We start from the raw sequence: 13,005 nt of genomic DNA, 5'->3' as shown, positions 1-13,005 counted from the left end.
TGTTATTATGCCTTTTAATGTTTTGGGTATGGTTGGTGAGAAATCGTCCGCAGGATGATTCCGATAAAATCAACTTCCATTAAAAGTAAGAATTTTTCCGTAGTATTAACTAATAGCCGCATGAATTATAAACTTCTTTAGTTACTAAACGTAGTTTTTTATTTTTTTTGTAAATGATTAATAATAAAACTCAAAACTTTAGCACCTCCCATAGATGGGTTTCTATTTGTGAGAATAATCACAGTGTATCTATCATTTATTATATTTATGGCAGAGGCAATACCGAGACCCGAATCGTCACTAGAAAAACCACCTGTATGTCCAAATTTTTTGACCTTTTCTTTGGGGTTTAGCATAAATCCGAGTCCATAATTTGCATCAGATTGTTTTGTTCTCATTACAGCGAGTACCTCTTTACGAATCAGAAAATTATTTCTCAACGCTTTAGAGAATTTAAGTAAATCATCTACAGTAGATTTAAAACCGCCTCCATCAGGAAGTCCTTGTTCAGTATCGAACATTTTTAGAGGGTTAATTAAATTTTTTGTTAGATATTCTTTATATGATAAACTAGAAACATTTTGAATGATTTTACCAAGAACTATATAGCCATTATTGCTATAATTAAAAATATTTTGCTCTTTTGGTTTTGAATCTCTCTTCTTTATGGTTTCATACAAACTATCTAAATCAGATGATATTTCATCAGTCGGATAATCCCAGTAGAATCCTAATCCACTTGTGTGCGATAATAAATTTTTTACTGTGATACTGTCTTTTCATATTTGATTTTTTATATCTTTCAAATAATAACCAATAGGATTGTCAATATCTATTTTCTCTTTTGATGCAATTTACATAATTGCTATTACAGTAAACATTTTAGGTATAGAAGCTAAGCCTATTTTTTCATTTATTGTGTGTTTTTGAGTCTGATTTAAGTCTTTAAAGCCAAAGGCTTTTTTTAAAATAACATCGTCTTTATCTGCGATAAGCACAATTCCGTGAAGACTATCTTTTTTTGTTTGACTGTCTAAATAATCTTTTATTATAGTAATATTAACCAACTTAACTTTATTCGACTTATTTTTTAATTGGCTATTACAATTTTTACAGCTAAAGGTTAAAAGAGTTACTGCAATTAAAATTAAGTTTTTCATTTTGATGTGTTTATTATTATTTTATTTAAAAGATTTAAAAGTGTTTTTATTTCTGTCTCGGTCATATTATGTTGAGCAATTTCTCTGTTTTTAGAGATTACAGGAATTGCTAAATCCAATAGTTTTTTCCCCTTTCGGGTAATTTTTAAGTCTTTTTTCCTGCGGTCTTCTTTGTTTTCTTTTCTTTCAATAAGTTTTTCTTTAACTAAAAGTTCTGTCATTCGAGTAATTGATGCAACATCTTTAAACAATAGTTCTGCTAATTCAACTTGACTTATTTCTTGATTTTTGTCAATTTGTATCATCAACAAGATTTGGTTTATGGTTATTTTATATCCGAGTTTATTCAGGTTTGCTTGCGCCATTAATCGGTATTGTTTTATTACTTTTTCTATTTGATAGAAGATTGTTTCTGTTGGTTTTTTGAACTCCATAATTCTATTTTGTTGATACAAATATAATTGATATATCAAATATATTAAAAATTTATCATCTTTTTCGGTTGCTATTCTTGGCAACCTATTTGTAAAACTGTTGTTACTGGATTAAAGTTACATATTTTGTTTAAGAACTAGTGTTAACAATTACCGAGTGGATTCGGACGTAGTCGAATCCGCTGTAATTGCGGTTATACATTGTTGTAGGTACTGCTCTATAATTTTGGCCATCCGAAACTATTCACTTTTTTTGTTTCCATATTATATTCTTTCAACCTAACATTTGTTTCAAACCAACCGTGCCAACCTCCAATCCAGCTTTTTGTCAATTGGTCTTTTAATCCATAAGGGGCTTGGCTAAAATCAATAAATTGAATTACTAATATTTTTTGTCCGTTTTCAATAAACCCTAAATATTGTCGGTCAATTTTTATCCTCTTTTTTGCTTCCTTTTTATTCCATTTCATAAGGTTTTGAAAGTTCTTTTGTCTTTCCTCAAGAGTCCATTCAGAGTCGTCTTTAAATCTCACAAAATTTTGATTGTAGGCAAATCTTTTGTCGGAATCCAAATACTGCTTATTTATTTCAATTTCGGCTTTTCTTATTTCGTTTTCTTCTGCTGATTTTGTATTTGACTTAGTAAAGCACATAGTAATGATAATAGCTGTAAAGTTACTATTTAGTTTGAATTTGGAAAGACTTACGAACATGCTACAAAACCAAGCAATCATTGCTACAAATTATAACGAACTTTGCAATATGTATTCAAAGTATTTCTCCAACGTAGTTAAAAGTCAAGGTGTACCACACTTAAACGCTGATCAGTTTGTTCGCTATCAGAACATAATAGCATTAGAGTATTTTATTAACCTTATAAAAAAGATTGGAGTATCGCACTCCTTATTTGGTCATGTTTCTAAAGCTGAAAAGAACTTGGAAAGACTTACTAAAAAACTATCTCCTGAGGAATTACTTCAGGTGATGATTGAATTGTCTTATTAAATTTAAATATACTTGAAAACTCAATTACTTATAGCCATGGTTAGCAAAAGTATTTAAAAGAATGACGTAAGGTGTTTGCGGCAGCTTATTTCCAAATACCCCCTTTTTGCAATGATCTTTTAAATATTTTTCGAATACTACTTACGCCATATTGTTTTTCCGTAGATCCTTCAAATACCCAATATTTTGGTTGATAGCTTCGATAATAATTGCGTAAAAGTTCCAATACAGCATTTTCACATTCTAAAAAGGAAAAAATAGTCTAAGAAGAATGATACGGTGGCCTTACTGAGGTTCCTGTATGTCTGATAATATTCTCCCAGTATTGTTTCCTTGCTCTTAGGACACTTTAAAATGAGTGTAACACTGGAGAGTTATGCCAAGATTAGAAATAAGGAAATAGCAGAGACCATGACTATATTTTTAATGAAAAAGGTGAAGGTCTTTAATAATTAGAGCCACGCATTAACACATAAATGCGTGGCTCTAAAACTCTCCTTAAATTAATTTAATAAAGTCTACTTAAATTAATTAAAGTTTGGTTTTGGAAGTGTCCAAGAGGTTGCTTGTTTTGCGAAGTCTTGGTATTCTGAAACCTTTTCTACATTCCATGCACTCAGGTCTTGATTAAATTTCAAAGCCAAAATAAACATGCCTACCATATTCTCAACACTGGATACATCCCAGTTACCAATCTCTGCATTAAAATTTTCTGCTCGTCCAAACATAAAAATCATATTGGTTACATTAGAAACATTCCAATTACTGATATCTTGGTTAAAATGTTTTGCATTGTAAAACATAGAGCCCATCTCTTTAACATTAGAAACATCCCAATTACTTATATTTTGATTAAATGCTTCAGCATTTCTAAACATAGAGAACATATTTTCAGCAGTTGATGTGTTCCATTCACCTATTTCTGCATTAAAGCTGCTGGCAAAGGCAAACATATCACTAAACGAAGTTACAGAAGAAGTGTTCCAATTACCAATCTCACTATGAAAGCTCTCTGCATGTTCAAACATCTTGGACATGTCTGTAACCGATGAAGTATCCCAATCCTTAAGATCTTGATTAAAGCTCTCTGCTCTTCGGAACATTGAATTCATGTTGGTTACGGATGAAACATCCCATTCACTGATGTCCCAATTAAAAACTGACGCACTTTCAAACATATGAGACATATCCGTAACAGAAGACACATCCCATTTACTGATGTCGGAATGAAATCCATTTGCTCCCTCAAACATGTGCCCCATATCGGTGACGTTTGACACATCCCAATTGCTTAAATCGGCGTTGTAACCTGGTTTTTGAAAAAGCCATCTCATGTCGGTAACTTTAGATGTTACCAGCTTGGAAAGATCGACACCGTTATTAGGATAGCCTTTTACTAGCTCATGTAGTGTTTCATTATCCACAATCAAATAAGAGGCTCCATCAAAAGTAGCTGTCTCTCCAGGTTGGGAATTTTCGCTAGCTTTGATGGTAACGCCATTTTCATCTAAATAAACATATGCTACTATTGGCTCTATTTCCTCATCTATGTCGTTACATCCGAAAATTAATGGTAGCAATAGATATGTGATGAATTTTTGGGGGTAAAAGTTTGAAAATTTCATTTTTATAGTTTTTAAATAATAGAGACTTCCTGATAACAATAATTGTGCCAAAAGGATAAATCGTATCAAAATCCATTATGCCTTGGGCTGTTTCAATAAAAAAATTCCACTTAACCTAAAGATCCAATAGATTTGTTTTTTCTGAGCGTCCTTTCCCCTTCGAGGAATTTTGACTCTCGTTGATTGTGGAGTCTACGTCTACATTTTATAAGACTTCAACCTATTGTTAATCAACTTATTTTTCTTTTTTTCGAAAAAAGAGGAATTGGCTACAACGATTAGTATATGGCAAGTAGGGCAGCAGAAAGCGATAAACTTTCAATTTTGCACTGAGCCAAAGCGTTATATTTTGTTTTTATCTTATTCATTCTTAAAAGCCAAATCAACGATTTGACGGTGTTTGTAAATAGCACTGAACTTCTCTAAACTACCAAATGCCCTATTTGCTATATACCGTTTAAGTTAAATAGATTATCGTTGGTTTTTACCTCAGTTCTTCTTAAAGTCATCTAACAGCGTATAATCTATATCACCGAGCGTTAGTTTAGGTCTGAATTTGTAAAGCTATTTAGCTGTATTTCTGTAAACACCCGCATTACCCTTTTTTTGCACTCCATTGTCATCTAGTAGTTTTTTTTGTTTAGCAACTAATTCATCCACGAAATCATAAAAAGACAAAACTTTATCATTTGAATTAGTATTACCAGTTAAAACTTCTTTTACATAAGCTAATGTAATATTGCTATCATCAATAGATTTAGTAATTAAATCAGCTAAAAGACCTTTCTTTCTTTTTATGATTAATTGTTTTCTTTTATCATTCAGAGGCAACTCTTTCTCAAAATCCCAGTCCTCCCTTGTAAAATTCAACTTTAGAGAAAATTGTAGCCTTTTACGATTATGTAAATCACAAATAACAGGGAAGCCAGATTTTCTTTTTTGACTTTCACGAGTATCTAAATAAATTTTTCCTTCCATAAAACAATTTTAGAGTTTAAAAAATTTCACGGATTTTTCACGGACTTTTAAAAAAATACAACAAAACACACCCAAATATATGTAAATTATTTTTTTTTACACTTCATGTGTGTACTCATCAAAACAAGTAAAAACAAAATCAAAGGAGAAGTAAAACCTTTGTAAATAAAGGTGTTGCCAACAAAAAAGCCTTACTAAAACTAGTAAGGCTTATTGTGATCGCGACAGGATTCGAACCTGTGACCGTCTGCTTAGAAGGCAGAGGAACTTTCATCTTAATACACTGATTGTTATGTGTTTATAAAATTTAATAAGAAAAATTTCCCAGAAATTGCACACATAAAAAAGAAATTAAATAATTATGAACTATTGAAATAATTGAGTTTCCTTATCGATTATTAAAACAACGATTGTTGTTCGGGGTAGAAAAAAGGTTGAATTCCTTCAGCATTATTTATAGGGTGACCACTACTCTTTTCTACTGGGTAATCAACGAACTTTTTAATAGTAAAGCTATTTAGTAATTCCGTTATATCACTTGTATTTAAATCATTCGATAACCAATTTGATTCATCCTCCTGATTTAATATTAGAGGCATTCTAAAAGTACCTTGCTTTTTCTTATTGTGTATCTCTGCAAAATATGGATTTACCTCTCTCGTTATAATTGTAGTAGTGTATAAACCATCATCTAATTCTGTATAAACTCCTGCTAACGCAAAAAGACTATGATCATGATGTTTTATATAATGAGGATAACTTATATCTGATCTGTAATGTGGTTCAAATATTCCATCTGCTAGAATTATGCAGCGCTGAGTCTTTATAAAATTTGCAGCTCTATTTTGATTGTTAAGTATTTTATCTACTCTGGCATTATAGGTTCGATATTGACTTAAATATTCTTGCCTCTTATCAATAGTTATATTTTCTGGAAGTAATCCCCAATATGCTGGGTTAATAATTTCACTTTCGTTTTGCTTTATGATATACAAATAATCAGTAGAATAACCAGATCTCGCGTAGTATGACTGATAAATTTCTGGTGCAATAAAACTCGTCTTAAATCTTTTTTCGTTTTCTTCTGCTGATTTTGTATTTGACTTATAAAACACATAGTAATGATAATAGCTGTAAAGTTACTATTTAGTTTGAATTTGGAAAGACTTATTAACATGCTACAAAATCAAGCTAACTTTAAATAAGAATTGCAATTGGAAATATGATTCTAAATTAGCAAGAGTATATAAATTAGAAACTGGAAATGTTTCTCATTATGATATTACAAAAACACATATTAATTTTATTCGTACGGAATTTCTGGTAGAACAGACAATGAAGAATTACAATAATGAACAAAGAGATGAAAATTTATATTTTAAAAGCTGAAATGATTAAGAATAAAAAATGAGTGCTTTTTAAAAGCACTCATTCAACTAAAAGCCTATAAGACAAATCTTATTGTTCACCAATAGCGGTAAAGCTGAATTGACGATCTCTTCTATTACCTTTAGAATCTCCAGTTAAAGCAGTAGTAGATCCTCTGTTAATATATGGAAATACGATAGAGTCTAGTGTGTTTTCATCGATTTTCCCATATCCTGTCTGACTTCCTACTACTGACGGAACATTCGCAAATCCAGGTTCAAAATCGATTAAATAAGTACCAGAGCTTTGTCTTTCAACAAGAAATCCTGTTCCAGAAATTATTTCTCCATCTTTTGAAACTGTACCGTAAATTGTTTTTGTTACCATTTTTATCATTATTTATGAGGTTAAACATTTAAAGCAAAGTTCGGGTAAAAAATGAAAGGTCTTTATATAAATGCTTTAATCGTCTCATTTTGTGGCATAAAAGAGGTAATAAATGGTATAGAACCCTTCTTAAGTTAAATAGAATATCGTTAGTTTTCACCTCAGTTCTTCTTAAGTTAGCAATATATTAATTTTAGATTTATTAATCAGAAAGAAAAAAGCGTAGAATAAGGCTATGATACACCGAGAAACCTAGATTTCGTCAACATTGATAATCCCTATGCTTTACTATTTTAAATTCGTTCAGTTCTATGAGAATATTATCTCGATTTTAAGTTGTTGAATTGTCAATAGTTTTCTTTCTAATCTTTTTTTCTATGAATAAAAATACAGTATATTTTGGTATTGATGTAAGTAAAGATGTTTTAGATGTTTATGATCATCAAGGTAATTTTCATCAGTTTAGTAATTCAATTAGGGGTTTTAAAAAGCTATTAAAAATGACTTCATATTCCAGTATATGTGTTATGGAGTCAACAGGTTATTATCATGTTCGTTTAGCATATTTTTTATTGGAAAATGGAGTTGGAGTTTGTGTTGAAAATCCACTAAAGATTAAGCGTTATATTCAAATGAATCTTTCAAAAATAAAGACAGACAAGAGTGATGCAAAACAAATATATAATTATGCATTAAGTCAGTCGCCAAGTTTATGGAAAGGAGAGAGTAAAGTTCAACAGGAGTGCTTGCAAATAGTACGTTTATTAAGTGTTTATACGAAGCAGCGTACTCAGTTAAAGAATAAAATCCATGGAGAAGAAGTTTTAGGAATCCCGAGTAAATTTGTTTTGAGATCATTGAAGAAACAATTAAAATCGCTGAATAAAGAGGTTGTAAGTTTAGAAGAACTATTGACCCTAAAGGTAAAAGAAGAACACCAAAAAGAATTGAGTTTACTTACATCAATTCCAAGTATTGGTTCTAAAACAGCCTTAGCATTAATTGTATTTACCGATGGATTTCAACGATTTGATTCAGCAAAAGAATTATGTAGTTACGCAGGAATCACCCCTATCATTAGAGAGTCAGGTAGCAGTATAAAAGGGAAACCTAGAATTAGTAAAATAGGTAATACTAAACTCAGGAATTTATTATTCATGTGTAGTTTTAATGCTTATAAATATAATAAGGCTTGTAAGGCACTTTATCAACGTCTAGTAGCTAAAGGGAAGAGTAAGAAATTAGCATTAATAGCAGTGTGTAACAAGTTATTAAAACAGGCTTTTGCTATTGTAAAAAGTGGTTTGCCTTATGATGAAAACTTTGTGTCAAAATTAAGCTAAAAATGCTTGTTTTTTATCTCAGTTCTTCTTAATTCATTGTATTTTTCTGCAATCGATTTTTCTTTTGTAAATGCCATGGTAGTTCGTGTATAAGAACTGACATCCAAAATTTTCTTATTAAAAGGGTTGTCTTTCTCTCCAACTTCCAACCAACGAAATGAATGTTGATTAGAGCCCGTTTTAAGAAATTCAGATTCAGGTTTTCTTTTTTTTCTCTTAAACCAATTAAACATAAAGTTCTTTTTAATTACCTACAACGTTTAGTATAAAATGCGTTTCAATGCATTTTATACAGTGTTAGCTGTTTTAGTTATTTCTTTCATCTTCTCGTTCCCATTTGAGCGTATCTAAGGTAATCAACCAATGGCTTCTATCAACTTCAAATATTTTTGAATCAATCTGTTTTAAATCGGTCAATAAATTATCAAAGCTTTCATCCGAAAATTCTGTTTCAAAGAAAGAATCAGGAGTCAATTTGGTTATTTGATTCATAAATATTTGAATCCTTAAAACAGAATGAGCAAATTTTTTCAAGTCAGAATTGATAAAAATTTCCTGAAACTCATTATCGTGATTTAAGTAAATTAATTCCTGATTAATCTGATTTAGAGATATTGGATCTCCAGATCCATTAAATCCGATTGCCAAATACTTGTCAAATTCAGGGTTGTCTAAATTCCATTTTTGATTAACCGTTTGGATATTCTCTTCTTTTAAGTAATCAAAGTTTAATTCCTGAAATTCCGATGGGATGCCAGATATGAAAAAGAAGTCCAATGCAGCCGACCCAAGATCGAATTTCCCTTGATTAGATTGGTCTACAACTATGTGTTCTTCACCTATCGATCTCCAGTTATTTATAAAGTCTATGCTCATTTGTTTCTATTACAGCTAACGTTTGGTATAATATTAGTTGCGTGCTTAAGTACCAAAATTAGCAAATTAAAAACAGATATAAAGTCCGTGACGATTTTCAGAAGTAGGCGAGACCAAAGCAATTAATTTTATACGGTGTTGGGTACAGTTATTTTTATCGGTTTAATATTCCCATAAGGTTCTTTTTCGTTCGCAAATTGTAAATTGTCAAAAACAATTGCAGATTTTCCTTTTTCAATTTCAGTATTCACTATTTTTTCCAAAAACTCAATTCCCATTGCATCTACTCCGTAATAGTCCAAAAGAATACAGTCATTTTTATCAAAACACGCTTTTATAATTAGAGCTTTCTTGTTTTTGAAACTTAAATATTCAAATTTCTCATTTAATTTAATTCCGATTTCTTCTGCTATTCTTTTTGCGGTCAGTTTGTCAATCCGCATTTTATTAATCAGATATTTATTTACAGTTAAAGGACTTAAAAATTCCGCAACTGTATTTTGTCGGTAGTTTTTTGCCCAAGGAAAATCAGTTTTTTGATTTTGGAATCTTTTTATCAATTCGATAGTCAAGTCAAAACCTAAAGGCAAGTTTTCAAGATTGAAATTCGGAATATAAATTCGGATTAGATTTCCTTTTTTTAATTCAAATTCAGGCACAGAAATTCCATTTATCTCAAACTCTTTATTATGGAAAATGCTGTTCGTCATAATTGTACCCAACGTTTTAAATATGGTGTGTTTGGCATTTTCAGCACTAGCTTTTCACGTTAGCATAATTTTAGTTTAAAACTACAATTTCTGTGTATAGATCAACCTGCCAAATGCCCTATATTTATTGTTATGTGCTTTTTATTATTTTTAGATTCCCTCTAGTTAATACTTACGATCTATCTTCTTAACCTTTTTCCAACGACTTTTCATTTCTTCAACTGTGCCGAATTTATTTATTAGAGTCAATTCATTATCTGCTAATTGAATTTTTACCTTATAGTCAACCTTCTCAATTATACCAAATCCTGAAATATCTTCATGCATATTTGTATTATCTTCTTCAAATACTTTAATCAATAAATAGCCTTTAGTCTCATCAACTTCAGTTATCTCATAATTATAAATAATATGATCATCCAAGTCATCAAAAGCTGTGATATATCTATCATTCTCAAAATTCATAATCCATCCTCTATTTAAAACAGGAATCCATGTATTTTCAGTAAGTTTTTCAAGAATTCCTTTTGAAATATTTTGCTGAATTTCTTCTTTTCTATTTTTTTGCTTAAATATTTCGTTCTTTGATGAAGAACTTTCCTTCTGGTCGCATCCAAAAGTAAATACAAAGAATATTATCACCAGTCGATTTATTTTTAACATTTGTTTTTTTAATTTTGTCTCAAATTGCACATAACGTATTTGTGTATGATTTTTTGCGGGAAAGGACGCGAGTTCTTTTCCGATGTTGCGGAAAGATAATTAATAAAATTGAATTTTCGCTGAGGGAATTAAGCCGCAATTAATTATACGCGTTGTTGTGCACTTTACTTTTCTTCCCATTTTAATATTAAACTCAATAATCCTTCTTTCATTCCTTTGTGATAATTTCCGTTTTTAAATTCAGGAATCATAATTTGATTAATCACATTTTTACAAAACTCGTTTTTTATTTTGTTCTCAGTTCCAACTGCTGTAGCTATTCCTATTTTACGGCAAGGCTTACATAGTACTATAGTAAGTCCATTAAAGTCTTTAGGCGACGCAATTCCCCAGTCATTACCCAAGTCTGTTGCGTATTTATGAATATCTGTATAAGGTTTAATATCGCTTGTTGTTACGATTATTATTTTTTTTGATGAATTACTTACAACTGTAGATATTAAATTCTCAAGTTCAGATTCTTCTTTTCTTGTAAAGACTTCTCCAAAGTCATTGATGATCTTTAAAGAATCAGGTATGCTGAAACCTAATTCATTGTCAAAGTGAATTTTGGTGTCTGTTTTTGAGATTTTATTTGTACATGAAACTAAATTCAAGAGAATTAATCCTAATATTATGTTCGTAGCAATTTTTGTCATTTGGTATTGTGCACAACGTATTTGTGTATGATTTTTTGCGGGAAAAGGACGCGAGTCGTTTTCCGTTGTTTCGGAAAGATAATTAATAAGATTGAATTTCCAGTGAGGAAATTCAGCCGCAATTAATTATACACTTCTTAAGTTAGCAATATATTAATTTTCCTTTTTTGTCAAATACAGTTTAAATCCTCTTTTTTTCTTTTCCCACATTTCTTCCGTGTAATTTTTTTTAGGAATATATCTTGAAATCAAAGTCAGTTTATTATTATTCAATTCAGCTATTGGAAATCCCATGACCATATCTGATTTTCTTAACGATAACTCTTTTTTGATTAGACTATAACTAAATTTATTACAGTAGTTTAGAGAGTCTTTCTCAAAAACCTCGAGTCGACCGTTTTCTTTAAAGTCAAATATTGAACCTTTTTCGATTTGATCACAGCTTAATGGTAATCCGCCTTTTCCAATTTCAGTCGAATCCAGTTTCCACTTCCCGTTTATCAATAGTTTATATTCGTTATTTTCGATAAAACGTTTAATATTTTCTCTGTCGAATGTATTCCAACGTTCTGCGTGATAAGTTTTGTTAAATGTTTTTAACTCTATGTTTTGGCTATCAAGAGCAATGATTTTAAACAATTCTGAATCATTTTTCAAAACTCTATTGTGTTTCCAAATCAATGCGCTATCAATTACGTAGCTTTTATTGTATTTAGAAAAACGGTAAAATTGTTTTTTAGGTGTGAAATAAATCCAGTCTTGAATGAATTCGTGAGAGCCATAAATCGAGTCAATAACCCATTCGTACGAACTCAAATATTCATCCGAAAATTCAATTCCGCTTTTTTCTTTCTGTTTGCATGCAACAAAAATTAAAAGACTAAATATTATGGTTATTATGGATTTCATAGGTTGGTGCTAACGGTTAGTATATGAAAAGTAGGCGATTTCGAAGCACGAAACTTTCAGTTAATCGCAAAGTTTCATTCGAGTCAAAAGCCTTGACTTTACTACTGTTACGCCTATTTTTTTATATACATTGTTAGCAATAGTTTTTATTCGTTATTATAGGTTTTAATGACTTTTTCACAAAGTTCAGCATATTTTTCACCGCCATAATTTGCAGGACTGTTTCTTGATACCACGTGATACTTATCATCGATTAAGACTTCTAAAATCCACTCTTCTCCATCTAAAATCATATTCGGGTCGTGAGTTTCAATTTCCCAAAAAGTGCTGTCAATTTTCCTTGTTAATGAATTCCACTCCGAAATTTTTAATTCCTTTACTTCGTGTTTAATTCTTCTTCCAGCATCGTATCCACCAAGTCCTTTAGTTTTGTTATAAGTTCCTATTATTTGACCGTTTTTGTTTTCAATACGATATGAATAAGGTCTTGACCAAGTACCTAAATGTGTAAACCTTACCACCTTTTTACCCTTTCCAATTTGATTGTACAGGATAGGTTCTTTCATACTTGCCAAGTGGGTTGAGTACCATTCGTTGACAAAATCATTTAGCGTATCGTTCTGTTCAAATACGCAAGGGAATTTTTCCAATTTCATACATTCAGCTTCTTTTTGTTTTGTTTCGTCACTTAAAGGTGGAAAATAATATTCTGCTGAATTTTTAGGTGTATATCTTGATTCAGGGTTCAATATTCCACATCCAACAAGCAGAACTAAAACAATTATATAAGCTGTATTTCTTGCGTTCATTAAATTATTGCTAACGGTTTGGGTATGGTGCGTGTCCCGC

Annotated in this window: 17 protein-coding genes and 1 tRNA gene; 2 read left to right on the top strand and 16 right to left on the bottom strand. The window is 30.8% G+C overall.

Annotation, left to right across the window (positions count from 1 at the left end; translation table 11 throughout):
* Window positions 1-158 precede the first annotated feature (158 nt).
* The 4 genes from BTO06_RS18965 to BTO06_RS15985 form a co-directional block, all read right to left on the bottom strand.
* Window positions 159-770, bottom strand: coding sequence for a serine hydrolase domain-containing protein (locus tag BTO06_RS18965; protein WP_100926257.1), 612 nt, complete (start codon window positions 768-770; stop codon window positions 159-161).
* Window positions 771-854: 84 nt separating this feature from the next.
* Window positions 855-1,160, bottom strand: coding sequence for a serine hydrolase (locus BTO06_RS18960; RefSeq protein ID WP_100926256.1), 306 nt, complete (start codon window positions 1,158-1,160; stop codon window positions 855-857).
* On the bottom strand, window positions 1,157-1,594 hold the full coding sequence (locus BTO06_RS15990) for a MarR family winged helix-turn-helix transcriptional regulator (protein ID WP_100926255.1): 438 nt from the start codon (window positions 1,592-1,594) through the stop codon (window positions 1,157-1,159). The genes BTO06_RS18960 and BTO06_RS15990 overlap by 4 nt, the downstream gene beginning before the upstream one ends.
* Before the next feature lie 218 nt (window positions 1,595-1,812).
* Window positions 1,813-2,247 carry a hypothetical protein gene (locus BTO06_RS15985; RefSeq protein ID WP_157811897.1) on the bottom strand — a complete coding sequence of 145 codons (435 nt, stop codon included), beginning with the start codon at window positions 2,245-2,247 and terminating at the stop codon, window positions 1,813-1,815.
* Window positions 2,248-2,251: 4 nt separating this feature from the next.
* Between BTO06_RS15985 and BTO06_RS15980 the strand changes: the two genes are divergently transcribed.
* Entirely contained in the window at window positions 2,252-2,599 is a 348-nt protein-coding gene (locus tag BTO06_RS15980; protein ID WP_198517098.1) for a hypothetical protein, read from the top strand.
* 527 nt (window positions 2,600-3,126) lie between these two features.
* Here BTO06_RS15980 and BTO06_RS15975 read toward each other — a convergent pair.
* The 5 genes from BTO06_RS15975 to BTO06_RS15955 all read right to left on the bottom strand — a co-directional run bounded on the left by BTO06_RS15975 (window position 3,127) and on the right by BTO06_RS15955 (window position 6,957).
* The gene (locus BTO06_RS15975) at window positions 3,127-4,224 is read right to left on the bottom strand and encodes a BspA family leucine-rich repeat surface protein (protein WP_157811896.1); all 1,098 of its coding nucleotides are present in this window, start codon (window positions 4,222-4,224) and stop codon (window positions 3,127-3,129) included.
* A gap of 564 nt (window positions 4,225-4,788) precedes the next feature.
* A complete protein-coding gene (locus BTO06_RS15970; protein WP_100926251.1) occupies window positions 4,789-5,202 on the bottom strand; it encodes a hypothetical protein in 414 nt (137 codons plus the stop codon).
* 219 nt (window positions 5,203-5,421) lie between these two features.
* Window positions 5,422-5,486 (bottom strand) — tRNA-Arg (locus BTO06_RS15965).
* Between the two features lie 114 nt (window positions 5,487-5,600).
* Window positions 5,601-6,317: an SOS response-associated peptidase gene (locus BTO06_RS15960; protein WP_100926250.1), complete on the bottom strand. Its 717-nt coding sequence runs from the start codon at window positions 6,315-6,317 to the stop codon at window positions 5,601-5,603.
* Window positions 6,318-6,660: 343 nt separating this feature from the next.
* Window positions 6,661-6,957 (bottom strand): hypothetical protein, encoded by a 297-nt coding sequence (locus BTO06_RS15955; protein ID WP_198517097.1) that lies wholly within the window; start codon window positions 6,955-6,957, stop codon window positions 6,661-6,663.
* A gap of 377 nt (window positions 6,958-7,334) precedes the next feature.
* Here BTO06_RS15955 and BTO06_RS15950 point away from each other — a divergent pair, with 377 nt between their 5' ends.
* A complete protein-coding gene (locus BTO06_RS15950) occupies window positions 7,335-8,300 on the top strand; it encodes a transposase (protein WP_100925140.1) in 966 nt (321 codons plus the stop codon).
* Here the strand turns inward: BTO06_RS15950 and BTO06_RS15945 are convergent.
* The 7 genes from BTO06_RS15945 to BTO06_RS15915 all read right to left on the bottom strand — a co-directional run bounded on the left by BTO06_RS15945 (window position 8,297) and on the right by BTO06_RS15915 (window position 12,965).
* The gene (locus BTO06_RS15945) at window positions 8,297-8,533 is read right to left on the bottom strand and encodes a hypothetical protein (protein ID WP_100926249.1); all 237 of its coding nucleotides are present in this window, start codon (window positions 8,531-8,533) and stop codon (window positions 8,297-8,299) included. The two genes, BTO06_RS15950 and BTO06_RS15945, sit on opposite strands and share 4 nt — an antisense overlap.
* A gap of 73 nt (window positions 8,534-8,606) precedes the next feature.
* Window positions 8,607-9,176 carry an SUKH-4 family immunity protein gene (locus BTO06_RS15940; RefSeq protein WP_100926248.1) on the bottom strand — a complete coding sequence of 190 codons (570 nt, stop codon included), beginning with the start codon at window positions 9,174-9,176 and terminating at the stop codon, window positions 8,607-8,609.
* Window positions 9,177-9,304: 128 nt separating this feature from the next.
* Complete coding sequence (locus tag BTO06_RS15935; protein WP_100926247.1) at window positions 9,305-9,886, bottom strand: hypothetical protein; 582 nt, start codon at window positions 9,884-9,886, stop codon at window positions 9,305-9,307.
* A 165-nt stretch (window positions 9,887-10,051) separates the two neighbouring features.
* Window positions 10,052-10,549, bottom strand: coding sequence for a hypothetical protein (locus BTO06_RS15930; protein WP_157811895.1), 498 nt, complete (start codon window positions 10,547-10,549; stop codon window positions 10,052-10,054).
* 164 nt (window positions 10,550-10,713) lie between these two features.
* Entirely contained in the window at window positions 10,714-11,247 is a 534-nt protein-coding gene (locus BTO06_RS15925; protein ID WP_100925493.1) for a TPM domain-containing protein, read from the bottom strand.
* A gap of 153 nt (window positions 11,248-11,400) precedes the next feature.
* Window positions 11,401-12,156 (bottom strand): hypothetical protein, encoded by a 756-nt coding sequence (locus BTO06_RS15920; protein WP_100926245.1) that lies wholly within the window; start codon window positions 12,154-12,156, stop codon window positions 11,401-11,403.
* Window positions 12,157-12,302: 146 nt separating this feature from the next.
* A complete protein-coding gene (locus BTO06_RS15915) occupies window positions 12,303-12,965 on the bottom strand; it encodes a hypothetical protein (RefSeq protein WP_100926244.1) in 663 nt (220 codons plus the stop codon).
* Window positions 12,966-13,005 lie beyond the last annotated feature (40 nt).

Source organism: Tenacibaculum sp. SZ-18, from assembly GCF_002813915.1.
GTDB lineage: Bacteria > Bacteroidota > Bacteroidia > Flavobacteriales > Flavobacteriaceae > Polaribacter.
This window is presented reverse-complemented; position numbering and strand designations above follow the sequence as displayed.

Coding starts and splice junctions, on each gene's coding strand:
- BTO06_RS18960 (WP_100926256.1), bottom strand. CDS start 1,160: ATGAAAAACTTAATTTTAATTGCAGTAACTCTTTTAACCTTTAGCTGT.
- BTO06_RS15990 (WP_100926255.1), bottom strand. CDS start 1,594: ATGGAGTTCAAAAAACCAACAGAAACAATCTTCTATCAAATAGAAAAA.
- BTO06_RS15985 (WP_157811897.1), bottom strand. CDS start 2,247: ATGTGCTTTACTAAGTCAAATACAAAATCAGCAGAAGAAAACGAAATA.
- BTO06_RS15980 (WP_198517098.1), top strand. CDS start 2,252: ATGATAATAGCTGTAAAGTTACTATTTAGTTTGAATTTGGAAAGACTT.
- BTO06_RS15975 (WP_157811896.1), bottom strand. CDS start 4,224: ATGAAATTTTCAAACTTTTACCCCCAAAAATTCATCACATATCTATTG.
- BTO06_RS15970 (WP_100926251.1), bottom strand. CDS start 5,202: ATGGAAGGAAAAATTTATTTAGATACTCGTGAAAGTCAAAAAAGAAAA.
- BTO06_RS15955 (WP_198517097.1), bottom strand. CDS start 6,957: ATGGTAACAAAAACAATTTACGGTACAGTTTCAAAAGATGGAGAAATA.
- BTO06_RS15950 (WP_100925140.1), top strand. CDS start 7,335: ATGAATAAAAATACAGTATATTTTGGTATTGATGTAAGTAAAGATGTT.
- BTO06_RS15945 (WP_100926249.1), bottom strand. CDS start 8,533: ATGTTTAATTGGTTTAAGAGAAAAAAAAGAAAACCTGAATCTGAATTT.
- BTO06_RS15940 (WP_100926248.1), bottom strand. CDS start 9,176: ATGAGCATAGACTTTATAAATAACTGGAGATCGATAGGTGAAGAACAC.
- BTO06_RS15935 (WP_100926247.1), bottom strand. CDS start 9,886: ATGACGAACAGCATTTTCCATAATAAAGAGTTTGAGATAAATGGAATT.
- BTO06_RS15930 (WP_157811895.1), bottom strand. CDS start 10,549: ATGTTAAAAATAAATCGACTGGTGATAATATTCTTTGTATTTACTTTT.
- BTO06_RS15925 (WP_100925493.1), bottom strand. CDS start 11,247: ATGACAAAAATTGCTACGAACATAATATTAGGATTAATTCTCTTGAAT.
- BTO06_RS15920 (WP_100926245.1), bottom strand. CDS start 12,156: ATGAAATCCATAATAACCATAATATTTAGTCTTTTAATTTTTGTTGCA.
- BTO06_RS15915 (WP_100926244.1), bottom strand. CDS start 12,965: ATGAACGCAAGAAATACAGCTTATATAATTGTTTTAGTTCTGCTTGTT.